General features: G+C 63.0%; 22 protein-coding genes. 11 read left to right on the top strand and 11 right to left on the bottom strand.

The window, feature by feature from the left end; genetic code table 11:
* Positions 1-201: 201 nt before the first annotated feature.
* The 3 genes from ASE71_RS05280 (at position 202) to ASE71_RS05270 (ending at position 7,021) form a co-directional block, all read left to right on the top strand.
* On the top strand, positions 202-888 hold the full coding sequence (locus ASE71_RS05280; protein WP_034800075.1) for a GntR family transcriptional regulator: 687 nt from the start codon (positions 202-204) through the stop codon (positions 886-888).
* A 470-nt stretch (positions 889-1,358) separates the two neighbouring features.
* Positions 1,359-5,015, top strand: coding sequence for a FecR domain-containing protein (locus ASE71_RS05275; RefSeq protein ID WP_060520516.1), 3,657 nt, complete (start codon positions 1,359-1,361; stop codon positions 5,013-5,015).
* Positions 5,015-7,021, top strand: a complete 2,007-nt coding sequence (locus tag ASE71_RS05270) for a CHASE2 domain-containing protein (RefSeq protein ID WP_082566452.1) — start codon at positions 5,015-5,017, stop codon at positions 7,019-7,021. Before ASE71_RS05275 ends, ASE71_RS05270 begins: the two co-directional genes overlap by 1 nt.
* A gap of 22 nt (positions 7,022-7,043) precedes the next feature.
* On the opposite strand, the gene ASE71_RS05265 is transcribed toward ASE71_RS05270, so the two are convergent.
* The 6 genes from ASE71_RS05265 to ASE71_RS05240 all read right to left on the bottom strand — a co-directional run bounded on the left by ASE71_RS05265 (position 7,044) and on the right by ASE71_RS05240 (position 13,870).
* Positions 7,044-7,760 carry an ABC transporter ATP-binding protein gene (locus tag ASE71_RS05265; protein ID WP_060520536.1) on the bottom strand — a complete coding sequence of 239 codons (717 nt, stop codon included), beginning with the start codon at positions 7,758-7,760 and terminating at the stop codon, positions 7,044-7,046.
* Entirely contained in the window at positions 7,741-8,505 is a 765-nt protein-coding gene (locus ASE71_RS05260; protein ID WP_060520515.1) for an ABC transporter ATP-binding protein, read from the bottom strand. The genes ASE71_RS05265 and ASE71_RS05260 overlap by 20 nt, the downstream gene beginning before the upstream one ends.
* Entirely contained in the window at positions 8,505-9,509 is a 1,005-nt protein-coding gene (locus ASE71_RS05255; RefSeq protein WP_089046005.1) for a branched-chain amino acid ABC transporter permease, read from the bottom strand. The genes ASE71_RS05260 and ASE71_RS05255 overlap by 1 nt, the downstream gene beginning before the upstream one ends.
* Positions 9,506-10,372 carry a branched-chain amino acid ABC transporter permease gene (locus tag ASE71_RS05250; protein ID WP_060520514.1) on the bottom strand — a complete coding sequence of 289 codons (867 nt, stop codon included), beginning with the start codon at positions 10,370-10,372 and terminating at the stop codon, positions 9,506-9,508. The genes ASE71_RS05255 and ASE71_RS05250 overlap by 4 nt, the downstream gene beginning before the upstream one ends.
* A 175-nt stretch (positions 10,373-10,547) precedes the next feature.
* Positions 10,548-11,720: an ABC transporter substrate-binding protein gene (locus ASE71_RS05245; protein ID WP_060520513.1), complete on the bottom strand. Its 1,173-nt coding sequence runs from the start codon at positions 11,718-11,720 to the stop codon at positions 10,548-10,550.
* Between the two features lie 305 nt (positions 11,721-12,025).
* Positions 12,026-13,870 carry a phospholipase D-like domain-containing protein gene (locus tag ASE71_RS05240; protein WP_060520512.1) on the bottom strand — a complete coding sequence of 615 codons (1,845 nt, stop codon included), beginning with the start codon at positions 13,868-13,870 and terminating at the stop codon, positions 12,026-12,028.
* Positions 13,871-14,115: 245 nt separating this feature from the next.
* Between ASE71_RS05240 and ASE71_RS05235 the strand changes: the two genes are divergently transcribed.
* The 5 genes from ASE71_RS05235 to ASE71_RS05215 all read left to right on the top strand — a co-directional run bounded on the left by ASE71_RS05235 (position 14,116) and on the right by ASE71_RS05215 (position 17,190).
* The gene (locus tag ASE71_RS05235; protein ID WP_034800067.1) at positions 14,116-14,919 is read left to right on the top strand and encodes a DUF899 domain-containing protein; all 804 of its coding nucleotides are present in this window, start codon (positions 14,116-14,118) and stop codon (positions 14,917-14,919) included.
* Positions 14,916-15,179 carry a hypothetical protein gene (locus ASE71_RS05230; protein WP_034800066.1) on the top strand — a complete coding sequence of 88 codons (264 nt, stop codon included), beginning with the start codon at positions 14,916-14,918 and terminating at the stop codon, positions 15,177-15,179. The genes ASE71_RS05235 and ASE71_RS05230 overlap by 4 nt, the downstream gene beginning before the upstream one ends.
* 306 nt (positions 15,180-15,485) lie before the next feature.
* Complete coding sequence (locus tag ASE71_RS05225) at positions 15,486-15,842, top strand: hypothetical protein (protein ID WP_143034323.1); 357 nt, start codon at positions 15,486-15,488, stop codon at positions 15,840-15,842.
* Positions 15,843-15,997: 155 nt separating this feature from the next.
* Complete coding sequence (locus tag ASE71_RS05220) at positions 15,998-16,318, top strand: FliM/FliN family flagellar motor switch protein (RefSeq protein ID WP_051659531.1); 321 nt, start codon at positions 15,998-16,000, stop codon at positions 16,316-16,318.
* 104 nt (positions 16,319-16,422) lie between these two features.
* Positions 16,423-17,190 (top strand): 3-hydroxyacyl-CoA dehydrogenase, encoded by a 768-nt coding sequence (locus ASE71_RS05215; protein ID WP_034800064.1) that lies wholly within the window; start codon positions 16,423-16,425, stop codon positions 17,188-17,190.
* A 61-nt stretch (positions 17,191-17,251) separates the two neighbouring features.
* Here ASE71_RS05215 and ASE71_RS05210 read toward each other — a convergent pair whose 3' ends face one another.
* A complete protein-coding gene (locus tag ASE71_RS05210) occupies positions 17,252-17,863 on the bottom strand; it encodes a helix-turn-helix transcriptional regulator (protein WP_034800063.1) in 612 nt (203 codons plus the stop codon).
* 164 nt (positions 17,864-18,027) lie between these two features.
* Between ASE71_RS05210 and ASE71_RS05205 the strand changes: the two genes are divergently transcribed.
* From ASE71_RS05205 to ASE71_RS05195, 3 genes are all read left to right on the top strand, one after another.
* The gene (locus ASE71_RS05205) at positions 18,028-18,636 is read left to right on the top strand and encodes a superoxide dismutase (protein WP_060520511.1); all 609 of its coding nucleotides are present in this window, start codon (positions 18,028-18,030) and stop codon (positions 18,634-18,636) included.
* A 150-nt stretch (positions 18,637-18,786) separates the two neighbouring features.
* On the top strand, positions 18,787-19,380 hold the full coding sequence (locus ASE71_RS05200) for a flavin reductase family protein (RefSeq protein WP_063891223.1): 594 nt from the start codon (positions 18,787-18,789) through the stop codon (positions 19,378-19,380).
* A 25-nt stretch (positions 19,381-19,405) separates the two neighbouring features.
* Positions 19,406-19,738 (top strand): tetratricopeptide repeat protein, encoded by a 333-nt coding sequence (locus ASE71_RS05195; RefSeq protein ID WP_034800062.1) that lies wholly within the window; start codon positions 19,406-19,408, stop codon positions 19,736-19,738.
* Between the two features lie 64 nt (positions 19,739-19,802).
* Here the strand turns inward: ASE71_RS05195 and ASE71_RS05190 are convergent, their stop codons facing one another.
* The 4 genes from ASE71_RS05190 to ASE71_RS05175 all read right to left on the bottom strand — a co-directional run bounded on the left by ASE71_RS05190 (position 19,803) and on the right by ASE71_RS05175 (position 23,656).
* The gene (locus ASE71_RS05190) at positions 19,803-21,083 is read right to left on the bottom strand and encodes a TRAP transporter large permease (RefSeq protein WP_034800061.1); all 1,281 of its coding nucleotides are present in this window, start codon (positions 21,081-21,083) and stop codon (positions 19,803-19,805) included.
* Positions 21,084-21,605, bottom strand: coding sequence for a TRAP transporter small permease (locus tag ASE71_RS05185; protein WP_060520510.1), 522 nt, complete (start codon positions 21,603-21,605; stop codon positions 21,084-21,086).
* A 79-nt stretch (positions 21,606-21,684) separates the two neighbouring features.
* Positions 21,685-22,662 carry a TRAP transporter substrate-binding protein gene (locus tag ASE71_RS05180; RefSeq protein ID WP_060520509.1) on the bottom strand — a complete coding sequence of 326 codons (978 nt, stop codon included), beginning with the start codon at positions 22,660-22,662 and terminating at the stop codon, positions 21,685-21,687.
* Positions 22,663-22,783: 121 nt separating this feature from the next.
* A complete protein-coding gene (locus ASE71_RS05175) occupies positions 22,784-23,656 on the bottom strand; it encodes an amidohydrolase family protein (protein ID WP_226020770.1) in 873 nt (290 codons plus the stop codon).
* Between the last annotated feature and the right edge of the window lie 92 nt (positions 23,657-23,748).

The raw sequence follows: 23,748 nt of genomic DNA, 5'->3' as shown, positions 1-23,748 counted from the left end.
AGATGTCCTCCACTTCATTCTTTCAAGAGCCGTCATACGTTATTCAAAATTCTGCATCAAGTCTTTTGTATTCTGTATGCAGCATTTTCTGTTGACGATATTGGGGCCCGTCTCCATGCTTTAATGAGACAGCGCTGATTCAATTGGCGCGAACGGGAACAGACGGCCGACACTTCAGTCGCCAGATGCAGAAGCGAAACGATGAACGAAATTACCTCTCTGGAGAAACGCCCCGAGGGCGGCCCCGGCCCGATCCGACGCACTGCGCTGCACGACACGCTGGTCACGCATCTGCGCGACATGATCATCGAGGGTGATCTCTCGCCCGGCACGCGTCTGCATGAAGGTCAACTCGGCGAGCAGCTCGGCGTCTCGCGCACGCCGCTGCGCGAAGCCATCAAGTATCTGGCGAGCGAAGGACTGGTGGAGCTCGTTCCGAGCCGCGGCGCCGTCGTCAAGCGTTTCAGCGCCAAGGACGTGCGTGACATGCTGACGGTGTTGCAGACGCTGGAAGAGCTTGCCGGCAAGCTCGCCTGTGAAGCCGCCAGCGACGCCGGCATCGCCGAAGTGCGCGCGCTCCACGACGAAATGGTCTCGCGCTACAAGGCCGGTGACCGGCTGCAGTATTACAAGCTCAACCAGCAGATCCATTCGGCCATCGCCCAACTGGCGGCAAACGCCGCCTTGGCGGATATGCATGCGATCTTGCAGACGCGGCTGAAGCGCATTCGCTTCATCGGCCACGAGGGGCCTGAAAAATGGGCAGCGGCCGTTGCCGAGCATGAGGAAATGATCGTCGCGCTCGAAGCCCGCGACAAGGCAAGGCTTTCCGAAGTTCTCGGTCGGCACCTCATGAATGCCTGGGAACGGGTGCGCGCCGCGGTGTAGGCGACGCTCAAGCTTCGGCGCAAGTGAGCCCCGGCAGGCGCGCACCTTCTGTCAGAACTTCGAACAGGCGTTCGCAACGGCCTCGGCATCTCCCGCGGCCACCTGCTTTTTCCCCGCGCGAATTGCGTCGCGCGGCACCGGGGTTTGCGGTCAGCGCCTTTCCCGAGACATCCAGGCTCGAGAGCTTGGAGAGCAAGCCCTGCGTCCCCAGCAGACGCGCCAGCCACCGAGGGAAGCCGACGGCAGTTCGACGGCAGGTTCAGGGACGACACACTCGCGTGCAACAGTGAAGAATCCGTCCGCCACCAAGCAACGGCAGGCGATGGCAGCGTCGCTGTCCGCCTGGTGTTACAGATTTGCCTCCCGAACAATCTGCATTGCTTGGAAAGCAATTAAGGATATTCGAATTCAATTGACTTTAACCTGATCGAAATTCACTGAATCTACGTGGGGCGGAGACAGGAACGAAGATGGGGCGGCAACGGCTTCGGGGACTGCTTGCGACAGTGGCAATCCTCTGTCCAGGCGCAAGCATGGCAGAGCCGGTTCAAAGAACACCGCCCGTCGCCGGATCGGTGATTGCCCGCAAATCCGGTGAGGAAGTGCGCTTCGTCGACGTTTCGAGCTGGCGTTTCGTCGATCTCGCACAGGACCTTTTGTCCGGCGATATCCTGCGCACTAATGCGACCGGGGCGCTGGCGGTGCTTTTCTCCGACCACACCCAGATCCGGCTCGGCCGCAACACGGCGTTGCGCGTCAAACGCATGGGCACAGGCAGCGATACCAATCTCGAACTGCAGTCAGGCACGATCTGGGCACGGGCGGAGCGTGGCGGCCAGGGCCTGACGATCGACACGCCGGCGGCAACGGCTGCCATTCGTGGCACCGACTGGACACTGACGGTCGCCGGCGACACGACCTCGCTGACCGTGCTTGAAGGCGTGGTCGAACTCAGCAACGAACTTGGCAGCGTCACCGTGAAACAGGGCGAAGGCGCCGTTGCCGCCATCGGGAAAGCGCCGACCAAGATCGTGATCGTGACGCCGAAGGACCGCGAACAGATGCTCTTCCATCTGTCTTTACGCGACGCCTTCGCGCTCATGCCGTCAACCCCGCTTAAGGTGCGCGACATGCGCAATGAGCGCGAACGGATCGAAGCCCAGCCGGAAGCGTCGCGCTCGGCCGAAGACTGGCTGACACTCGCCGAAATCCAGCTGCGGTTCGACGGGCGAGCCCAGGCCACAGCCGCCCTTCAACAGGCCCGACGCCTCGGCCTCAATCGATCTCAAGCCGCGCGCGCCTATCTCGTCGAAGCGCTGATTGCCGGTTCTGAAAACCGCTACGGCGATGCGGCACAGCTGTTCGAAAAGGCAACCCCCGGGCTCGACGCCGACCGCCGCTCCGTCGCGGCCTTTGGCGGCTATTTCGCACGCGCTCTCGCCGACCCGGACCGGATCGAGCAGCCGCCGTCTCAGGCAACAGGTGCCTATGGCGCCTTCGCTGCGGCCTGGACCGCGGGCTTTCGCACCGATATCCGCGCAGCGATCGAAACGATCAAGAAGGCGGAAAGGCGATATCCGGACGATCCGTTCCTCCCAGCGGCCCGCGCGCAATTTGCAATGCTGCTCGACGATCGAGACGAAACGCGCGCCGGTATCGAAAAGGCGCTTGCGAACGATCCCAACGACCCGACCGCACTGGAATCGCGCGCCAAGTACCGCTTGCTCATTGAAAACGATCGAATAGGCGCGCTGGCGGATCTCGAGCGCGCTTTGGAAATCACGCCGGGCGACCCGTCGCTGTGGAACTGGGTGGGCCTGGCAAAAAGCGAGCGGGGCGACAATCGCGGCGCCGAGAGAGCATTCCAGAAGGCCGTGGAACTCGATCCGGCCGATCCGCTTTACCACGCCAACCTGGCCTATCAGTACCTCGATGAAATGCGGCTTGCGGAAGCAAAGCGCGAGATCGATACGGCACTCGCGATCGATCCTTCCTTCGACCTCGTGCTCGTCGCCCGCGGTCGGTACCATTTGCAGAACGGCAACCTGGACAAGGCGATCGACGACCTCTTGGCCGGTTCGACGGCCAACCCCGCCTATTCCAACGCGCAATTGCTGCTCTCGGCGGCGCATTATGAAAAGGGAGACCGCCTTCCGGCGGCACAGGCCCTCGACAATGCCGACCGGCTCGACCCGAACGACCCCGTCGTCGCGACCGTGCGGACCGCGATTGCGATCGACGAATACGATTCCGATGCGGCGATCCGCTATGCGCAGGAGCTTATGCGGCGGACGCGGGCGCGCGGCGGCGAAAGTGCTCCGCTCGGCGCCAACCAGGATGCCGGATCGACGCTCAACGACGCCTTCCGCCTGCAAGGCCTGAACGCCTGGGGGCAATATTACGGCGATGTGGTCTTTGATCCGTTCACGGGATCGAGCTATGTCGACCAGGCGATCCGCGGCAGCGTCAATCCGCTGTTCAACACCTATGATTTCGATGGCAGCCCCGTCGTCAACACCGCCAATCCGCAGAGCTTCTCCGCCTTCTTCCAGGGGCTGCTGATCGAGCCGCACATGCTGGCAAGCCGCGAGCGCACGGCCAATCTCGTCCAACGGCCGTTCTTCGAGGCCGCGGTCGCAGGCGGCATCATCGCCGACAGCGACCATGAGGGCGGGATCGGCGAAGCGGAACTGCGCGGGCTGACGTTCTCGCCCTTCCCGATCAGCGTCTACGGCAATCTGCATTGGGAAAAGCCGCGCGATACGATCGATATCGGCAATGGCCTGGCGATCGAGCGTGAAGCACGCCTGCTTGGCGGCAATGGCTATGTGACGGCCTCCCCGACGCCGGATGACAGGGTCGTGGCCTATGCCAACTACGGCGATCTTGATGATAGACGCAGTATTTTCGATATCCCGGATCCCCGCGCGGCCCCTCTGAAGCTCGACGGGCTGAGCGACGACGATTCCTCGCGGCTACTCTCGGGCGTGGCGTGGAGCCATACCTTCGGATACCGCAATATCGCCAATGCCGCGTTCTTCTTCTCCGATCAGAATACCACGGAAAACGAGCGGATCCGGCTCACGGACCCGCGCTTTCCGGACCTTGCCACCAGCCGGAGCGAGGACAAGCAGAGAACCTATATCGCCGCCATCAATCACCTTTACGGTGACGGCGATTTCACCTGGCGCTACGGCGTCGAAGGCGGCGTGGTAAAGTCATCGAGCGCGTTCGACATTTTTGACCCGCTGGGCGTCAGCACCGGCAGCAGCAATGCGCCCGTCATCGCGTCCGGTTCGACGTCCGCCACACAGACCGTCGCCAAGGCTTACATCGACACGATCTACGAAATCACGCCGGACCTGAAGACGGAAGGCGCCCTCTTTGCCCGCTATATCGAAGGCGTCAACGACGGCGATGTCAGGCTCGAACCGAAATTCGGCATCGCCTGGGCGCCGGCCGAAGGGCATTGGCTGCGGGCGGCAGCCATGCGCGATGGCCTCAACTTCGACGTCGCCACCCTTGCGCCGATCGGCATCGTCGGGCTGCAGCCGAACCAGCTGCGCTTCGGCGCCGAAGGCTATGCCGATACGCTGGCACTGCGTTGGGACGCGGAGTGGAACAGCTGGTTCTTCACCGCGCTCGACTACCAGCACCAGGAGGTGCGGCAACTCGCGCTCGACATTCCGCTTTCGACCACCAGCCTTGCGTATGCCAAGGTCGGGCTCGACCGGGTTGCGGCAACGGCGAACTTTGCCATCGGCCACGGCTTCGGCCTCTCCCTGACAGCGGCCCACACGGAAGCCGACGGTAAGGAACACACCGGCAGCCAGCCCGGCGAACTGCTGTTCGTGCCGGAAAACACCGGCCAAGCGGCGCTGACTTGGGTCAGCACGGCGAACGTCAAGACGACCGTTGCCGCCAACTATGTCGGTTCACGACCCGGCGGGTTAAAGACGCTCGACGACTTCTGGACGCTCGACGCCGCCTTGCAATGGGAACCGTTCGACAAGCAGATCGAGGTGGATCTGGCAGCCTTCAATCTGCTCGATGAAGATTTCGAGCTGGGCAATGGCCTGCCGGGTTGGGGACGAACGTTCAAAGGCACGATCAAAGTGCGGTTCTGATGGAGGAGCGCGTCGCCGTGCAGGCATCGAGCGGTCGGTCCGGACAATGGGACAGCCCCCGCTTCCTGCAACGGCGGTTGAAACTTCTTGCGCTTGCGGTTTTCGTCGCCATCGCGCTGTCGCTGGCGACCTTGACCAATGCCTGGCGGCTGAACGAGTTGCGCAGCTTCGACTACCTGTCGACCATCGACGGCCCGCCGCTGCCCGAGGACAGCCCGATCATCGTCGCGATCGACGAACCGTCGATGGCCGAAATCGGGCGCCAATGGCCCTGGCCGCGCGCCCTGCATGCGCGCCTCATCGAGGCGCTGCGCAAGGCCGGCGCACGCGCCATCGGCATCGACGTGATTTTCGCTGAACCTTCGGCCGATGCCGCCAACGACGAGGCGCTGGAAAAGGCGCTCGGCGCGGACGTGGTTCTTGCCGGAGACCAGACGCTGGTGGAGGCGCCGCAGGCCGACCAGTTCGTGCGCACCGAGCCGCTCGCCCGCTTCATCGCAAAGGGCGCCTGGACCGGGATCGCCTCCGTCAGCCTCAGCGGCGACGGAACGTTGCGCGCCGTTCCCGACTATCCGGACGGATTTGCCGCCGTGCTCGCGGCAATCGCCGGCGCAAAATCGCACGCACCGCCAAAGGACGCGCTGATCCAGGTCTTCGGACCGGCGCGGACCTATCCCACCGTCTCCTATTACCAGGCGCTCGATCCCGACAATTTCCTGCCAGAAGGCATGTTCGAGGACCGTGTCGTGCTCGTCGGTCTCAGCCTGCAAAATGCGCCATCGATCGCCGATGGCGGGGCCGATGCCTTCACGACATCGGATACCGTACATTCGAACAAGCTCGTTTCCGGCGTTGAGATGCAGGCTACCATCTACGACAATCTGGCCCATGAGCTTTTCATTCAGCGCGCTGCAAGACCGTATGTGGTTGCCGCCATTGCGCTGGCCGCGATGCTTGCGGCCTTTTCGGTGCTGCGGACGACCGGCTGGCGCACGCTTGCCTATGGCGCCGTCGCCATCGGCCTGATCATCGCCGCCAGCTATGCCGCGATGCGTCTTGGCCACGTCTTTCTGTCGCCGCTTGGGCCTGGGCTTGCGTTCCTTGCCGTGACTGCCGGCCAGGCCGGGCTCGACTATGCGGAAGAACGCAAGAAGCGCCGCGAAATCACCCGCGCCTTCCAGCAGTACCTCTCCCCTGCCCTTGTCGAGCGCCTGGCGAAAGACCCGTCACACCTGAGGCTCGGCGGCGAACGGCGCACGCTGTCGATCCTCTTTTGCGACATCCGGGGCTTTACCACCATCGCCGAGGAAATGAAGGAGGATCCGGAGCGTTTGACGGCACTGGTCAACCGGCTGCTGACGCCGCTTTCAGAAGCTGTTCTCGAACAGGGCGGTACCATCGACAAATATATCGGCGACTGCCTGATGGCCTTCTGGAACGCGCCGCTCGACGACCCCGACCATGCCGTGCATGCAGTCGGGGCGGCGCTCGACATGCTTGCGCGGCTTGAACGGGTGAACCGGGAACTCGAAAGCGAGGCGAAACGGGAACGCCGACCGGCCCAAACCTTGAGGATCGGCATCGGCATCAACACCGGCGAATGCGTCGTCGGCAACATGGGCTCGCACCAGCGGTTCGACTATTCGGCCCTTGGCGACGCCGTCAATCTGGCCTCGCGCCTCGAAGGCGCATCGAAGGACTACGGCATCTCCCTGCTCCTCGGCGAGGAGACCGCGCGTCTCGTCGAAAAGACCTTCCCGATCGCCGAACTCGATCGCATCACCGTCAAGGGCCGCACCGCCGTGTCGCCGGTCTTCACCGTCGCCGTCGGCGCCAGGAAGGACGCGATCGAACGCCACCAGGCCTTCGTACAGGCCAAATATGACGGCACGCTTCGAGCTCATGACGCGGTGTTCGACCAGTTGAGGAGCGCCCTGCCGCCACTCGCGCGCTACTACGAAAGGGAGCGTTCCCGTCTCGATACGTCGCGACGGGAACCGAAGTGAGCAGCCACAACCGACCGCGTGGTCAGTGGAGCCCGCCGACGCCGAGCAGCCGCTCGACGGTATCGTGATCTCCCGCCAGCGCTTCCGGCGTTCCGGTCCAGGCGATCCGGCCGCGTTCGAGCACGATCACCCGGTCGGCAAAGTCGAGCGCGCTCTGAATGCGCTGTTCGACCAAGACAATCGTCATGTCGCCGGTCTTTGCCAGTTCGGCAAACGCCTTCATCAGCTCTTCGCAGATAACGGGCGCCAGGCCCTCCAGCGGTTCGTCGAGCAACAGAATCGACGGACGGCCGAGGATGGAGCGTGCCGTCGACAGCATCTGCTGTTCGCCGCCTGAGAGCTGGCTGCCGAGATTGCGCCGACGCTCGAAGAGACGCGGGAACATGTCGTAGGCTTCCTGGATCGCGCTTTTCGGGCGATTCTTGAGGCCGACGAACAGGTTTTCCTCCACGGTCAGCGTCGGGAAGACGCAGCGCGCCTGCGGCACGAAGCCGAGCCCCTGCATGGCGCGGGCAGCGCTCGGCAACACGGTCACGTCCGTCCCGCCCATGCGGATGCGACCGTCGTAACGTCGCGTCTGGCCGGCAAGCGTTGCAAGCAGCGTCGTCTTGCCCATGCCGTTGCGACCGAGCACGGCAAGCCGGGCACCTGCCGGAACGGCAAAGGACACGCCTTCGAGCACCCGCGTCGGCCCATAGCCGGCGGACAGGTTTTCCACCTCAAGCGGCGTGGCTGGCATTGGCATAGCTCCCCAGATAGGCTTCCCGCACGCGCGGATCCTTCGTCACGTCAGACGGCAAACCGTCGAAGATGATCGCGCCGGCGGCCAGCACGACGACGCGCTTGGCAAAGCGGAAGACGAGATCCATGTCGTGCTCAATCATCAAGACGGCGAGATCGGCTGGCAGGTCGGCCAGTGCCTGCTCGATCCGGCCGGTGTCGCTCTGCGGCACGCCGGCGGCGGGCTCGTCGAGCAGCAGCACCCGCGGCTTCAGCGCCAGCGCAACGGCGATTTCCAGCAAGCGTTGCTGACCGTAGGCGATCTCGCTCACCTTGCGGTGCATCAGTTCCCGAAGCCCGAGCTTGCCGAGAAGGTCTGCCACCTCGGCCATGACGTCCGGCATGCCCAGAAAATTGCCGAACAGACGACCGGCGCGGCCAGTGCGTTGCAGGACAGCGAGCGCAACATGTTCGGAAGGTGTCATATCGGCAAAGAGCCGCGTCACCTGAAACGAGCGAACGAGCCCCCTTCGCACCCGACCGATGGCGTCGATACCGGTCACCACCTCGCCACCGATACGCACCTCGCCGGAATCCGGCTTGAGATTGCCGGTCACGAGATTGACGAACGTCGTCTTGCCGGCGCCGTTCGGCCCAATCAGCGCGACCCGGTCGCCCGGCGCCATGCTGAGGCTGACGTCATTGGTGACCGCGAGCCCGCCGAAGGCGCGCTTCAAGTTGCGGACTTCGAAGATCGGCTGCATCACTGTGCCTCCTTGCGGCGGGCAAAGAACGCAGCCGCGGTGCCATAGATGCCCTTCGGCGCGAAGAGCACGACGGCGATCAACAGCGCGCCCACCATCGTCAGCCAGTGGAAGGGATTGGCCGCCGAGACCACGTCCTCGAAAAACATGAAGACGACAGTGCCAGTCAGCGCACCGAACAACGAGCCCGTACCCCCGAGCACCAGCATGACAAGGCTTTCCGCCGACATCGTAAAGGAGAGGCTGTCGAGCCCGACGACCTGGGTGGAGATCGCATTCAGCGCGCCGCCGACGCCGGCAACGGCACCGGAGATGACATACATTTTCGTGAGCGCGAACTTCGGCGAAGCCCCCATCGAGCGGATGCGGACAGGGTCTTCCTTGATGCCGCGGCACAACATGCCGAAGGGCGAGCGCACGATCAGTCGCAGCACGACGAAGACGATGGCAAGCAGCGCCACGCCGAAGACATAGGCCGTGCGGCCCCAGAGATCGAACTCGTAGAGTCCGAGAAGTGCCGTCGGCGCAATGCCGGAGAGCCCATCGCTGCCACCGGTCCAGGAGGAGGCCTTGTTGGCAAACTCATGGAAGAGATGGATGAGCGCGATCGACAGCACCAGTTGCGGCAGCCCGTGCGCACGCAGAATGACGACCCCGCAGATAAGTCCCGCCACCGCCCCGGCAACTATGCCGAAGGCCAGCATCGCCAGCGGATCGTTGATGCCGTAATGCGCCGAGGCGATGCCCGCGGCATAGGCGCCGGCGCCGAAGAGGGCCGCATGCCCGAGCGTCGCGACACCGCAATAGCCGGTGACGAGATCGAGCGACAGCACCAACAGAGCGGCTGCGATGATCCGGGTCAGAAGAGCCAGATTGTTGGGAAAGAGGAAGTAGCCGACCACCGCGACCAGCAGGATAACGGCCAGACCTATGAGGTCCCCACCGCCAAACCGTCGGCGCACCGGAGCGGTCGCGATCAAGTCGTTCGTCGTCGTCATGGTCATCCCTTGGCCCTCCCGGCGAGCCCGCGCGGGAACACGCAGATGATCGCGATCACGGCCAGATAGAAGAAGAATTCACCGAATTCCGGCATGAGATAACGGCCGGTCGTATCGATCGCGCCGAGCAGCAGGCAGGCAACGAGCGCGCCCGGGATAGACCCGGCGCCGCCGACGGAGACGACGACCAGGAACGTCACCATGTAACGCAACGCGTAATAGGGTTCGACCGGAAGAAGTTCCGCCCCCACCACGCCGCCGAAGGCGGCAAGTCCGACGGCAACCGCAAAGCTCACCGCATAGACGATTTCCGTGCGCACACCGAGGGCGGCCGCCATTGCCGCGTTGTCAACCGAGGCCCGCAGCTTGACGCCGAAGGCGGTCTTTTCGATCGCGTACCAGAGACCGGCTGCAACCACGAGGCCGCAGACGATCGCAAAGATGCGATGGGTGGCGATTGCCCGGAAGCCGAGATCGACGGATCCCTGCAATTCGCCAGGCAGCGGCACCGTCTTCAGCGTCGGGCCGAAGACATAGTTGGCGATGCCGATGATGCAGAACGTGATACCAATGGTCATCAGCACCTGGGTCAGTTCCGGTGCGCCGTAGATCCGCCTATAGAGCAGCCGCTCGATCGGCACGGCGATGATGATGGTGCCGAAGATCGCGAGCAGCACGGCAAAGCCGTAGGCAAGACCCAAATCGCGCGCTGCATAGGAGGCGATGTAACCGCCGATCATGGCAAAGGCGCCATGCGCCAGGTTGACCACGCGCATCAGGCCCATGGTGACCGAAAGGCCGATGGAGATGACGAAGAGCACCATGCCATAGGCAAGGGCGTCGATCGCAATGCTGAGGACGGTTTGCATGGGGCTATCCGTTGCCCTTTCTTCCAAATTTGGCTGCGCCGGATTCGGTGCGCACTATGCGCGGAGCGGCAGTCAGGCGCCAGCATTCGCGGCGCCGCAGGCGCGCCGGTCGCTCAAAAGCAACCGGTCAACGCATCATCAGTGTCGGTGGGCGCTCAGCACCCGCCCAAGTCGGCTACTTCAGCGCAGCGAGACCGGGGTCGCCCTGCTTCTCGAAGGTCTGGATTTCCTTGTTGTAATAGGTGCCGTCATCGGCCTTGGCGACCTCGCGCAGATAGATGTTCTGGGTGATGTGACGCGATTCCGGATCGATCATCACCGGACCACGCGGGCTGACCCAAGAGAGGCCTTTCACGGCTTCCACGGCCTTGGCCGCATCCTGCTCGCCGCCGGTCGCCTCGATCATCTTGTAAATCACATGCATGCCGTCATAGGCTCCGACCGAGGGGAACGAGAGTTCCGCCGGGTTGCCGATCGCCTTGCTCGCCGCTTCGACAAAGGCCTTGTTCTCCGGCGAGTCGTGCGAGACGGCGTAGTGGAAGGTCGTCTGAATGCCGAGCGCCGCCTCACCGAGAGCAGGCAAATCGGATTCCTGCGTGAGGTCGCCGGGCGCAAAGAACTTGATGCCGCCGTCCTTCAGGCCGTTTTCCTTGAAGGCCTTGACGAAGCCGAGCGTCGTCGGGCCGGACGGCAGGAAGGCGAAGACGCCTTCCGCGCCCGAATCCTTGATGCGCTGCATGATTGGGGAAAAGTCGTTGGTCGCAAGCGGCATGCGGATCGCTTCGACCACCTGGCCGCCGGCCGCTTCGAAGCCCATCTTGAAGGCGTTCTCGGCGTCCACGCCCGGGCCGTAGTCGCTGACGACGGAGATCACCTTGGAAACACCCGCGTCCTTGGCAACCTTGGCGATCGGCGTCGAGGTCTGCCAGGTGGTGAACGAGGTGCGCACGACGAGCGGGCTTTTGGTGACGATCGCCGAGGTCGCCGCGTTCATGATGACGAGCGGCACATTCGCCTGGGTGAGCAGCGGCGTGACCGCCATGGCATCCGGGGTGAAGTAGAAGCCGGCGAGGTACTGCACGCCTTCCTTGACCACCAGTTCCTGGGCCAGCGCCTTTGACTGGGCGGGATCGGCCTGCGGCACGTCGCGGTAGATGATCTCGATATCGTCGTCGCCGACCTTGCTGCCGTTCAGCGCCATATAGGCGTCGATGCCAGCCTTGAAGTTCTTGCCCTGCAGCGCGAAGGGGCCGGAGAACGGTCCGACGACACCGATCTTGATCGTGTCGGCATAGGCAGCACTGCTCATTGCCAAAGCCGCAACCGCAGCCAGAATCATCCGCTTCATATTTCCTCCCTGAGATGCCGGCCACTCCCGAGCCCGCATCCTCGTCGCAAACGACTGTCGATTTGATGGTTGTCAGCTTGCCATGCCAAACGGTGATGTAAAAATGAAATATGGGGTGCCAATCATAATTTAGGGGTTATGTTTTGACACAGGCAGCGCGCCTCGGCCAGCCAAGTGCACCGAAATCCCCAGCCCATGACACGCACCTTCCGGTGCCCGCGCCAGCCCACTGCGATCAACAGGGGAGCAGCAAACGACACGGTGGCGGCGCAATCGCAGGTTCGGGGCGTATCGCCGCCGCAGACCTAGATCGGCGGCAGATTTTCCGGCTGCGCCATGTCGATGAAGACCTGAACGCGTTTGGCTCGCAGCTTGCCGGGCTTGTACTTCTTCAGCCACTCGCCAGTTTCATCGAGGAACAGACTGGCCGCGGCTCCCTCGGATGTCCCCACGCGCGCCGCCTTGTCCCGGTCGGACTTCTTCTTTGCTGTCGCCTCCCGGACAGAGCGGAAATAATAGTGGTTGAACAGCCGATTGAACTCCGTGAAGTAGATGTCGGCCGCGCGCCGATCGCCACGGATGAGCAGCATGTTCTCGTCGTTGTCGTTGGTCGACGCGTCCGAGAAGTTCGCCGAACCGGTGACGACCATTGGATCCGCGCCAAGGGGATCGGCGAGCAGAAACTTGGAATGCACATAGGCGACGTGATTGTTGAGCCCGAGCGCCCGCGCATTGGTTTCCCGCGCCCACTGATAGACCGGATCGCGCAGATAGGATCCCCAGGCCTGATAGACGTTCTGTCGCGCCGTCAGCGGAATGAACGGCTTCTTCGCCTTGGCCTTAGGCTGGTCGCGCTTTTCCAGGAGGAGGAAGAGCACCGGATGCACGCCGGACTGGGCACTATTGTCGAGAAACGCCTGCTTGAAGCGATCGTTGATCCCGAAGGCGAGCGTCACGCCGCCATAGGACCGCGCCTCGTCCAGCGCCCTCACATACATATCCAGAACGGCGCTTCCGGCACGCGGACTGAAGATCGAGGTCACGCCGCTTGAAACATCCGCGGGCGCATGCGGCACCTCGGCAAGGTCAGAGACCGCCTTGCGAAAGGCTTTTCGCTTTGACCTGCTCGCGGCAGGATTGTCGGTCTTTGCCGCACCAGGGTCGCCGGCAAGCAGTGTCCAGTATGTTTCAAATGCCTTGGCGAGATCGGCGTCGCGGACCCAATGCCCGACATTGGTCTGGCCATGCACGCCGCCCATCGACAGGTTCGTCGAGCCTGTCCAAACCTGCGGCTTTCGGCCCGGATCCTTGGGGAGCAGCACCATGAACTTGTTGTGCTGTATGTCGGCGGGATTGTTCTCCCGCCACCGCGCGATCGCCGCCTTCGGAAGCCCTACGGTGCGGACGATTTCCTTGTTCTCCTCGCGCGGAAAGCTCTCGTGGAACTTGCCCTTCTTGTCGGTATAGGCATTTTCCTTCGCGTCGAGCACGAGCCTCACGGCGACGCCGCGCTCGAACGCGGCCTTCAGCCTTTCCACGACGGGGCGATATCTGAATTCATAGAAGCAGCCGAGCAGCGTGTCCCCCGCTTCCGCCTCGTCGATGAAACGCAGCAGTGCTTCGTCAAGGTCCCGGCTCAGCCACTGCAGCGCCTCGAGCGTCTTTTCCGGCGTTTCCAGCTTGTCCGGCGGCTTGTTTCCGAAACGGCGTCGGTAGGCCTGGCTGCTCGCGACACCGCGGTTGAAGAAAACGTCGTGCGTCTCCTCACTGAAGAGCGGTTCGGTTTTGATACCGATTCTGATGGCAGGTGCTGACCGGTCGATGTTCTTCGCCATACCCGTCAGCGGATGGAAGTAATAGTCGTAACGCCGACCGGGTTTGGCCGTGAAGTCATCCCAGACGAAACTCTGAACGGGATGGTCGTAGGTCAGAACGACGGTATCCTCATTGGGATGGGAGATCACCGTTTCGAAGACCTTGAAGCCATACATGTAGTACCGCTCGCCTTCCGTTGGATCATGCCGCTCGACCGCAAAACCGAGAAGCCCCGCGGTGTCGGCGTTGCGATAGTCTATCGCGAACGAAACCGTATTGACCCCCGACACGGCGAAGACCTTGTACCCGCCAACCGCATCCGAAACGAAATGCATGCCGTCCTCCCGCGCGTGGTTGCGACAAGCATACTCGCTCAACTTCGAGGAATTACAACAGCGACAACTACAAAGGAGCTTGATCGGCAAACTCCCGCGCCGCTGCGCAGTGGCAGCGGCTCCGGCTCGAAAACACCGCCACACTTGTTACTCCCGCCGATCCTCTTGCGGTGTCAAGCTGCTCAGGACTGCAAGGCATCGGCCTTGCGTTGAGAAGTTTTGCTGAAACGAGGAGACACAGCACCATGACCCAGACGATCGAGAAACGCGAGAACGGACGCGCGGACGCCCAGTCGACGATGCAGAAGCCGCCGGTGGTTTCGGCACAGGCATGGGAAGCGGCCCGGCAGGAAATGCTGGTAAAGGAAAAGGCGCACACCCGCGCCCGCGATGCGTTGGCCGCCGAGCGTCGGCGGATGCCCTGGACGGCCGTGACCAAGAACTACGTGTTCGAGGGCTCCGACGGCAAGGCGAGCCTGCTTGACCTCTTTGCCGGCCGGCGCCAGTTGATCGTCTACCGCGCCTTCTACGAACCGGGCGTGCATGGCTGGCCCGATCACGGCTGCCGGGGCTGCTCGATGGTCGCCGATCAGGTTGCGCATCTGTCGCACCTTAACGCCCGTGACACGACCCTGGTCTTTGCCTCGCGCGCCCCGCAGGCGGATATTGCCAGGCTGAAGGCACGGATGGGCTGGACCATGCCCTGGTACACCATCACCGACAGCTTCGATGCTGATTTCGACGTGGGCGAGTGGCACGGCCACAATGTCTTCTTCCGCGACGGCGAAGAGCTGTTTCGCACCTACCTCGTCAACAGCCGCGGCGACGAACAGATGGGTAGCACCTGGAACTATCTCGACATCACCCCGCTCGGCCGACAGGAAGTGTGGGAGGATTCGCCGGCCGGATATCCGCAGACCCCGACCTACAAGTGGTGGAACTGGAACGACAGCTACGTCGAAGGCGCTGCCCCCGACAAAAGATGGGTCGAAGTATCGGATGCCGGCGAGGCCGCGATGCGCGCCTCCGACACGAGCGCGAAGCCATGAGCATCGGCGCCCGCTCCGGTGAGCGCGACGGGCGGGCGCCCTCCCTCGCCCGTTTGGTAGCTGCGGGGTTGGCGCTTGCCGCCGCCCCCACCTTCGCCCTGATGGCGGTTCTTTCCAACATGGGAACCGCCGGGGCCGATCCGATGCTGTGTAGCGGCGCCGGACAAACTGTGATCGGCGGGATGACCGCCATGTATCTGCTGATGGGCGCCTTTCACCTTCAGCCCTGGCTGAAACTGATCGACATCAGAAAGGGCTGAGGGATCGGCCTCGCCCCCGGCGCCTGTCAGTTGCGGGCGTCGGGAGCTGAAAAATCATCCGGCGACATGCTATTGTCGCACGGCACGCAAAAGATGTGGAAACGCCGATGGGCATATGTCCCTGAAATCGGCGAGTGGGCATGCTGTCGAGTCGGAGAAGCAAGTGACTTCTCAGCTTGAAGTACGGAACGGTTCCACTAGGTAGATTTGGCAAGATCTCCGGCCCTTGCATCGGCAGGAGAAATCAGTCGCTTTCCACCTATGGCCGGATCCGTTCGGAAAATACAGCGAATCAGGAAGTTGACCTTGAGTGTTGCCGCCTCTCAACCGAACCCGACACGTTTCAAGAGCCGCCCGTTGCCTTTGGCGGGCGCCCTGCTGCTTTTCGTTACAGCCGCTGCGGCATCGCTCTACTATTTGAGTGGAGCGAAAGAGCCTTCGTCGGAGATCGCAGCGATTGCCCCGGCTGTGACCGGCGCTGAAGTCGACGCCGCGATGATGCAGTCGCCGAATTTCCAGATCCTGTTCAGTGACGGCGATCGCGGGCTGATGGTCTACGAGGGTTACGTCTATGTCGTGCGACTCGGCGACAAATTGCCGAATGGCCGCCGCATGATCGGATTCCAAAAACGGGACGGAAACTGGGCTGCGGTGACGCTTTGACAGCTTTCACCGCCTCCGAATTGTGGATGTTAACGCTTTGTTAACGCTCGCTTGCAAGGCACGGGGAACCCCCATTTAGCCACGGTTGCTACCCAGGGCGAACTGGCGCAACTCTTTGTTAAAGAGTCGTGAATCAGTGCTTTGGATGGTGCAGAATGATTAACAAGAAGCTACAGGATGAGCTGGTCGAGCTCGACGAAAGCCCTGCGTTCGAAGGCCGTTCTGTCATGAGCGAGCGCGCAGTCCAGGGAATTCCTCTCGCGATCGAAGCGGTGATCGGGCGCGCCAAGCTGACGGTGTCGCAGATCTCGAAACTCCATCAGGACGACACGATCCATCTCGATCGCAACTTCGGCGAACCGGTGGAACTCAAGGTCAACGGCATGGTGATCGGCCGCGGCGAAATCGTGTTCGACGAAGCCACCAACGCCATCGGCATCAAGATCATCGAAATCTCCCCGATCGGCGCCCAATAGGCTCCGACGCGTAAGGCCGCCGTCGTCAGCGGAACTTGGCTTCCACAGCCAGCAAGGCTATGTCGATAGTTCAACGACACGATCCGGTACGGGAGGAGCCTCATATGCTGATCGATGGAAAAGTCTTTATCGTTACCGGTGGCGGTTCGGGTCTGGGTGCGGCCGTCGCGCGGCAGCTGCATGGCGAGGGTGCCCGCGTGGTTCTCGCCGACGTCAACGCCGCAGCCGGCCAGCAGATGGCCGAGGAGCTTGGCGGCAACGCGCTCTTCCAGAAGACGGATGTCACCAGTGAGGCCGATGGCGCCGCCGCAGTAGCAGCGGCTCTCGATCGCTTCGGACATCTGCACGGCCTGGTGAACTGCGCCGGCATCGCGCCGGGGGAAAAGGTGCTCGGGCGCGACGGTCCGCACCGGCTTGAAAGCTTTTCGCGCGCGGTCGCGATCAACCTCATCGGCACCTTCAACATGCTGCGGCTCGCCTCAGAGGCGATCCAGCGGGAAGAGCCCGGCGAGGATGGTGAGCGCGGGGTGATCGTCAATACCGCATCGGTCGCCGCCTTCGATGGCCAGATCGGCCAGGCGGCCTATGCCGCTTCCAAGGGCGGCGTCGTCTCGATGACCCTGCCGATTGCGCGCGAACTCGCGCGCCACGGCATTCGCGTCGTCGCCATTGCGCCGGGCATCTTCGAAACACCTATGATGGCCGGCATGCCGCAGGAAGTGCAGGATTCGCTCGGCAAGAGCGTGCCCTTCCCGCAGCGCCTTGGCAAACCGGACGAATTCGCGGCACTCGTGCAGCACATCTGCGAAAACCGCATGCTGAACGGCGAAGTCATCCGCCTCGACGGCGCCCTGCGCATGGGCGCGCGCTGACAGGATCGGAGCTGGTGGCGCCCGACGACCGGGCGCGTGCCAGAGCGTTCCTTTGGCACGATCAGGCGGCCCGGTCGGCCGACTTGACCACATAGGCACAACGTCGCGCGCCGGCCAGAATGTGCTCGGCGCGCTCGACCTCGACACCGGGGCCGAGCACCGCGCGGAACACGCTCAATTCTGCCCGGCAGAAGCCCTGGCAGTTGGTCGCGGCGGCACAGATCGGACAATGGTTCTCGACGAACAGCAGCGTTCCGTCGCCCGGATCCTCGCAGGCGGCCATATAGCCTTCCTGTGACCGCAATCGAACGAGCACGTCCACCCGTTCGCGCAGGCTCTCTTTCTCCACCATCGCCGCACGATAGTTCTGGCGCGTCTCGTCCTCACGCGCGGCGATCAGCCGGTCGATCGCGTCCTCGCCAAGCGTCTGCCGGATGGTGCGCAACAACTGGACGGTCAGCTCTGCATGCGTATCGGGAAACTCCGCGTGGCCGGCAGCCGTCAGCCCCCAGAACTGCGACGGACGACCGACGCCTTTTGCCTCGGACCACGACGTGGCCAGCCCCTCCTCGGCGAGACGCACCAACTGCTGGCGCACGGCCTCGCCGGTGATCGCCAGACGTTTGCCGAGCGCTGTCGCGGTCTGCGGTCCGTGTAGCTTGAGTGCAAGCATGATGCGCTCGCCCGGGGTGCGGCCGGCGCTTTGCTCTGGATTTAACAAGGGATCGCTTGACATATTCCCGCGCGCAGATTTACAAAGAATTGTCTTGCTAAATACACTCTCCTCCGTTCGCAGACAAGTGATCCGAGAGTGCCCAGCCCGCAAAGGATTTGACCATGGCCTTCGAACTTCCCGCCCTTCCCTACGCCGCCGCAGCACTTGCCGAAAACGGCATGAGCGCCGAGACGATCGAGTTTCACCACGGCAAGCATCACCAGGCCTATGTCACGGCGCTCAACGGCTTCGTCGAGAAGGACGCCTCGCTTGCAGGCCTGTCGCTGGAAGAGATCATTCGCCTCAGCCACGGCAAGGCGGAACTCGCCCCGGTCTTCAACAATGCCGGCCAGCACTGGAACCACATCCTGTTCTGGAACAACCTTTCGCCGAAGGGCGGTCAGATCCCCGGCGTGCTCGATAAGAAGATCACCGAAGATTTCGGCAGCGTCGCTGCCTTCAAGGATGCCTTCAAGGCAGCCGCCACCGGCCAGTTCGGTTCGGGCTGGGCCTGGCTGGTGCTCGGCCAGGACGGCAAGCTGAAGGTGACGAAGACCGCCAATGGCTCCAACCCGGTTGCCACCAATGAAGGCAAGGCGCTGCTCGGCCTCGATGTCTGGGAGCACGCCTATTACATCGACTACCGCAATCGTCGCCCGGACTACGCGTCGAACTTCCTCGACAAGCTTGCCAACTATGAGTTTGCCGAAGCGGAACTCAAGTCCGCCTGACCGACTGAAGGCGGTGCGGGCTGGAAAGAGTTCGCGAGCCGATCGGTCGAAGAGTTGCAGCAGCCGCTCGCCCCCGCCTGAGCTCAGGCTTCTGCAAATCCCGTGGCGTCTCCCCGCCGCCACGGGCTATTTCATCTCGGAACGAGCCCCATGCGCCAGACACCTCCGCCCTCCCTCGCCATCGACGCCCATGCCGACCTGGCCGTGTCGAAACCGGAGTTCGCCGACACCCTGTCGCATCTCGCCGCCACCGTCTGCGTGGCGAGCGCCGGCAATGGCCCCGACAGTCTCGGCCGGACGGTGACGGCGACCTTCTCGCTCTCTGCCAACCCGCCGTCGATCGTCATTTCGATCAAGGCGGACAGTCCGCTTGCCGCGCTGATCGCCGCCGAGCGAGGGTTTTCGCTCGCCATGCTGGCTGAGGGCCAGGAGCTGATCGCAGATGCCTTTGCCGGCAAGATCGAAGCGTCGAAGCGCTATCTCGTCGGCATATGGGCTGAGTGGCCGAGCGGACGGCCAAGGCTGCTCGGCGCGGCTGGCACGCTCGACTGCCTGCTCAGCGCTTCGATCGAGGTGGGCGACCATATGCTGTTCGTGGGAACAATTGTCGCAACCCAGACGTCTGCTCATGCCGACCCCTTGATCTGGGGCCGCCGCCGGTATCAGTCTCTCGACAGGACGAGATCGCTGACGCTGGCGAGCAATGGGCATGCGCCCCTTACCCCAAGCAAGCCTGCGGCCTGAACCGGCGATCGCGGAGGAGGAAGCCATGCGGCAAGTGCTCGAAAAGCTCTTACAGGACGGAAAGGACGACGCCCTTTTGCGGTTCACGCTCGGCAGCATCTGCCTCCAGGAGGCGGACTTCGATACCGCCTTGGCCCATGTGGAGCGGGCGATCGCCTTCGACCCGGACTATTCGGCAGCATGGAAACTGCGTGGCGCAATCCTCCTCAAGCTGGGCCGCCACCAGGAGGCAATTCAGGTCTGGCGCGAAGGCCGTACGGTCGCCGAGCGGAAGGGCGATCTGCAGGCAGCAAAGGAAATCGGCGTCTTCCTGAAACGCCTGGAGCGGCAGTGTCTCGCCGCCAACGGGAACGAGTAGCCAGCCCTGAAAAAGGCCGGGCCCGGCGGATATACCGAGCCCGGAGATATCGCGAACGATCAGTTCACTTGAAGACCGAAGGCAGCCACAGCGACAGCGCCGGTATGTAGGTGACCGCCATCAGCACTGCGATGCTGGCGCCGAAGAACGGCCAGATCGTGCGCATCGCCTCGCGGATGGATATCCCGCCGACGGCGCAGCCGACGAAGAGTACGGTTCCGACCGGCGGCGTGTTGAGGCCGATGCCGGCATTGAGGATCATCACCACACCGAAATGCACCGGATCGATGCCGAAGGCCTTGACCACGGGCAACAGCACTGGCGTGCAGATGATCACCATCGGCGCCATGTCCATGAAGGTGCCGAGGATCAAAAGGATGATGTTGATGACGAGCAGCACGATGATCGGGTTTTCCGAGATCGCGCCGATCGCACTGATCATCAATGCCTGCACCTGAAGGAACGCCATCAGCCAGCCGAAGGACGCCGCCATGCCGATGACGAGCAGCACCATGGCCGTCGTGCGCACCGCCCCCATCACCGCCTCGACGAAGCCCGTCCAATCCAGCTCGCGATAAACAAGCATGGCGACGAGGAAGGCATAGAGCACGGCAATGCACGAGCTTTCCGTGGCGGTGAAGACGCCGGAGCGCACGCCGCCGAAGATGATGCCGATCAGCACGATGCCGGGGAACGAGGCGAGCAGATAGTAGAAGACCTTGGCAAAGCCCGGAAACGGTTCGGACGGATAGCCCCGGCGCCTGGCAACGACATAGGCCGTCACCATCAGCGCAAGCGCGAGCAAGAGCCCCGGGATGATGCCGGCGGTAAAGAGATCGGCAACCGAAACATTACCGCCGGCGGCGATCGAATAGAGGATCATGTTGTGCGACGGCGGAACCATCAGCGCGATAATCGCCGCATTGACGGTGACGTTGACGGCATAGTCGCGGTCGTAGCCGCGCTTGGCCATCTGCGGGATCATCAGACCGCCGACCGCAGAGGCGTCAGCCACCGCCGAGCCGGAGATGCCTCCGAAGAGCGTCGAGGCGACGATATTGACCTGGCCGAGGCCGCCGCGCAGGTGGCCGACGAGGCCGGCGGCAAACTGGATCAGCCGGTTGGCGATGCCGCCGCGCACCATCAGGTCACCGGCAAAGATGAAGAACGGGATCGCCATCATGGCAAAGACGTTCATGCCCGAATTCAGCTGCTGGAACACCACCACCGGCGGCAGGCCGAGATAGAGCACGGTCGCGAACGAAGCGATGCCGAGGCAGAAGGCGATCGGCGTGCCGATGAGCATCAGGAGGGTGAAGACCCCAAAGAGGATAGTGTAAGCCATTCAGGCCATCTCCTGCACGACGACATCGGCTGCGAGTTCGACGCCGAGAAACTGGTCGATAAATCGCTCCGCGGCAAAAAGGGCGATCATGGCGCCACCGACGATCAGCGGGAAAAAGTCGACGCCGCCGGGCCATCCGAGAACCGGAATGGTCGCCGTCCAGGTGCCGGCCGAAAGGAGCAGGCCGTAATAGGCCATCGCTAAGCCGAACACGACGATCAGCCCGAGGCTCGCCAGATCCATGGCAAGCTGCACCGACGGCTTCATCACGTGTCGGACGACATCGAGGCCGAGATGCACGCTTTCGCGTACGCCGACGGCGGCGCCGAGCATGATGAACCAGGCCATGAGATGAAGAGCCAAGGGCTCCGACCAGCTCGGAGAGTCGTTGAGCACGTAGCGGGCAAAGACCTGCCAGCCGACGATCAGGGTCATGGCGACCATGCCGATGCCGGCGATGTAGAGCGAAGCGCGGCTCAGCGCGCCTAGAAGCGGACGTATCGTCCGCATGAAACGACGCATGTTTCTTCCTCCTCCGCAAAGGCGATCCGGTAAACAGTTGAAAAGGCCGGCCCCGATCCCGGAGCCGGCCTCACCGCTGTCACTTGACCGCCTTTACCCTTTCGAGAAGGTCCTTCAGCTTCGGGTCGCTGACGAACTGGTCGTAGACCGGCCCCATGGCGGCTGCGAACTCCTCCTTGTTGACCTTGATCACGTTCGCACCGGCAGCGCGGACCTTCTCCTCGGAAGCCTTTTCGCGCGCGCTCCAAAGCTCGCGCATCTTGCCGACGCTGTCCTTGGCCGCTTGGCGAAGCAGCGTCTGATCCTCAGGCGAGAGCTTGTCCCAGCTCGTCTTGGAAATGACGAGGATTTCCGGATTGAGCGAATGTTCGGTCAGAGAATAGTTCTTGGCCACCTCGAAATGGCGGGCAGATTCGTAGGACGGCCAGTTGTTCTCGGCACCATCGACGACGCCCGTCTCGAGCGAGGAGTAGACCTCGCCCATCGGCATCGGCGTCGGGTTGGCGCCGAAGGCCTGCATCATCGCGATCCAGAGATCGGATTGCTGCACGCGGATCTTCAGGCCTTTCAGGTCAGCCAGTTTCTCGATCGGCTTCTTGGTCGTGTAGAAGGAGCGCGCGCCGCTATCGTAGAAAGCAAGGCCAATCAGGCCGTGTGGCTCGAAGGCTGCGAGGATTTCGTCGCCGATCGGGCCGTCGACGGTGTTGTGCATGTGTTCCGTCGAGCGGAACAGGAAAGGCATGCCGAGGACCATCGTCTCCTTGACGAGGTTGTTGAAGGGTGCTGCGTTGACGCGGTTCATGTCGATGACGCCGAAGCGGGTCTGTTCGATCGTGTCCTTCTCGCCGCCGAGAACGCCGTTGTTCATGACCTCGATCTTGATTCGGCCGTTGGTGCGCTCGGAGAGCAATTGCCCCATGTATTTGACCGCATCGACCGTCGGGTAGCCATCCGGATGGATGTCTGCCGAACGCAGGGTGATTTCCTGCGCCTGCGCCGCTGTGCCGGCAAACGCCAGCCCCATGGCGACGCAAAGCATGCTTGCAATTTTCTTCATGTTTTCCTCCTCCTCTAGTCGTGCTTCGGCCTCTCCCAAGACCGGGTTGCTGCCCATCCGGGCCGGCATGCGAAATCTCCATGTTGTGGGTTCCACGGGCGCCTCCCAGCACCCGCGGCAACTACACCGCGGCGAAGGCCGGCAGCTTGAACAGGCGTTCCGGGTTCTCGACGAGAGCCAGATGTCTGGCCCGTTCGTCCGGAAGCCAGCCGAGCACGAGGTCTGCCAGCCGTGCATCGTCGGGATAGTCTTCTGTCTTGCGGATCATGTTGTGCGGCCAGTTCGAACCCCATACGATGCGCTCTGGCGCATGCGCGGCGATCTTCCTGGAGACGGCTGCGACATCCCCATAGGGCCACCCGTCGCGCGAACTCTCGTAGACGCCGGCGAACTTGAACCAGACATTGTCGCGATCGATCAGCTTCAAGAGAGCCGCGATCTCCGGTCCATCCGGATCGACGCCGGCAAAGAACTTGCCGTGGTGATCGAGCACCCAGCGTGACCGGATGCGCGCCAGCCGCGGCAGATGGTCGAGCAGCCGGTTGCCGTCGAACTGCACGGCTATCATCCAATCTGCCGCATGTGCCCGCGCATCGACCGCTTCCAACGCATCGAGCCCCACCGCCCCTCCAGGCAGATCCATGATACGGGCACCGACAACGCCCGCGTCGCTGAGCGCGCCGATGTCCGCATCGGACGTGGTTTCGTCGATGACGGCGACGCCGCGCGCGACATCGCCCATCTCGGCCAGGCAGGCGAGCAGATTGGCGTTATCCTTCTGATGGGCGTTGCCCTGGGTGATGATCACCCGGTCGATGCCGAGCCAGTCCATGACCTGGCGGTAGGCGGCAGCATCCGGCAACGGCTGAACCGGCAAAGGCGGGCCGCCGGGAAGCGATGGATAACCCGGCAGATACATGTGCATCTGCGCGTCGACCGTGCCCGTCGGCAGGCGCGGTTCAGGCGGGCGGCCGGTGAAGGTTCGCTCGATCATTGCGCCCTCTCGGGCATCTTGAACCTGGCGAGCGCGTCACGATCGATCTCGATGCCAAGGCCGGGCGCATCGGGGATGGCAACGACACCGTT

The sequence above is a fragment of the Ensifer sp. Root954 genome, assembly GCF_001429005.1.
In the GTDB taxonomy this organism is placed as follows: domain Bacteria; phylum Pseudomonadota; class Alphaproteobacteria; order Rhizobiales; family Rhizobiaceae; genus Ensifer; species Ensifer adhaerens.
The sequence above is the reverse complement of the archived record's forward strand: the minus strand, read 5'-3'. Positions and strand labels throughout refer to the sequence as shown.

What these genes read in the sequence shown, in the direction of transcription:
- ASE71_RS05220 (WP_051659531.1), top strand. Translation starts at nt 15,998, where the DNA reads ATGATTAACAAGAAGCTACAGGATGAGCTGGTCGAGCTCGACGAAAGC.
- ASE71_RS05260 (WP_060520515.1), bottom strand. Translation starts at nt 8,505, where the DNA reads ATGCAGCCGATCTTCGAAGTCCGCAACTTGAAGCGCGCCTTCGGCGGG.
- ASE71_RS05250 (WP_060520514.1), bottom strand. Translation starts at nt 10,372, where the DNA reads ATGCAAACCGTCCTCAGCATTGCGATCGACGCCCTTGCCTATGGCATG.
- ASE71_RS05195 (WP_034800062.1), top strand. Translation starts at nt 19,406, where the DNA reads ATGCGGCAAGTGCTCGAAAAGCTCTTACAGGACGGAAAGGACGACGCC.
- ASE71_RS05185 (WP_060520510.1), bottom strand. Translation starts at nt 21,605, where the DNA reads ATGCGTCGTTTCATGCGGACGATACGTCCGCTTCTAGGCGCGCTGAGC.
- ASE71_RS05265 (WP_060520536.1), bottom strand. Translation starts at nt 7,760, where the DNA reads ATGCCAGCCACGCCGCTTGAGGTGGAAAACCTGTCCGCCGGCTATGGG.
- ASE71_RS05180 (WP_060520509.1), bottom strand. Translation starts at nt 22,662, where the DNA reads ATGAAGAAAATTGCAAGCATGCTTTGCGTCGCCATGGGGCTGGCGTTT.
- ASE71_RS05255 (WP_089046005.1), bottom strand. Translation starts at nt 9,509, where the DNA reads ATGACCATGACGACGACGAACGACTTGATCGCGACCGCTCCGGTGCGC.
- ASE71_RS05240 (WP_060520512.1), bottom strand. Translation starts at nt 13,870, where the DNA reads ATGCATTTCGTTTCGGATGCGGTTGGCGGGTACAAGGTCTTCGCCGTG.
- ASE71_RS05270 (WP_082566452.1), top strand. Translation starts at nt 5,015, where the DNA reads ATGGAGGAGCGCGTCGCCGTGCAGGCATCGAGCGGTCGGTCCGGACAA.
- ASE71_RS05280 (WP_034800075.1), top strand. Translation starts at nt 202, where the DNA reads ATGAACGAAATTACCTCTCTGGAGAAACGCCCCGAGGGCGGCCCCGGC.
- ASE71_RS05275 (WP_060520516.1), top strand. Translation starts at nt 1,359, where the DNA reads ATGGGGCGGCAACGGCTTCGGGGACTGCTTGCGACAGTGGCAATCCTC.
- ASE71_RS05200 (WP_063891223.1), top strand. Translation starts at nt 18,787, where the DNA reads ATGCGCCAGACACCTCCGCCCTCCCTCGCCATCGACGCCCATGCCGAC.
- ASE71_RS05175 (WP_226020770.1), bottom strand. Translation starts at nt 23,656, where the DNA reads ATGATCGAGCGAACCTTCACCGGCCGCCCGCCTGAACCGCGCCTGCCG.
- ASE71_RS05205 (WP_060520511.1), top strand. Translation starts at nt 18,028, where the DNA reads ATGGCCTTCGAACTTCCCGCCCTTCCCTACGCCGCCGCAGCACTTGCC.
- ASE71_RS05215 (WP_034800064.1), top strand. Translation starts at nt 16,423, where the DNA reads ATGCTGATCGATGGAAAAGTCTTTATCGTTACCGGTGGCGGTTCGGGT.
- ASE71_RS05230 (WP_034800066.1), top strand. Translation starts at nt 14,916, where the DNA reads ATGAGCATCGGCGCCCGCTCCGGTGAGCGCGACGGGCGGGCGCCCTCC.
- ASE71_RS05235 (WP_034800067.1), top strand. Translation starts at nt 14,116, where the DNA reads ATGACCCAGACGATCGAGAAACGCGAGAACGGACGCGCGGACGCCCAG.
- ASE71_RS05210 (WP_034800063.1), bottom strand. Translation starts at nt 17,863, where the DNA reads ATGCTTGCACTCAAGCTACACGGACCGCAGACCGCGACAGCGCTCGGC.
- ASE71_RS05245 (WP_060520513.1), bottom strand. Translation starts at nt 11,720, where the DNA reads ATGAAGCGGATGATTCTGGCTGCGGTTGCGGCTTTGGCAATGAGCAGT.
- ASE71_RS05190 (WP_034800061.1), bottom strand. Translation starts at nt 21,083, where the DNA reads ATGGCTTACACTATCCTCTTTGGGGTCTTCACCCTCCTGATGCTCATC.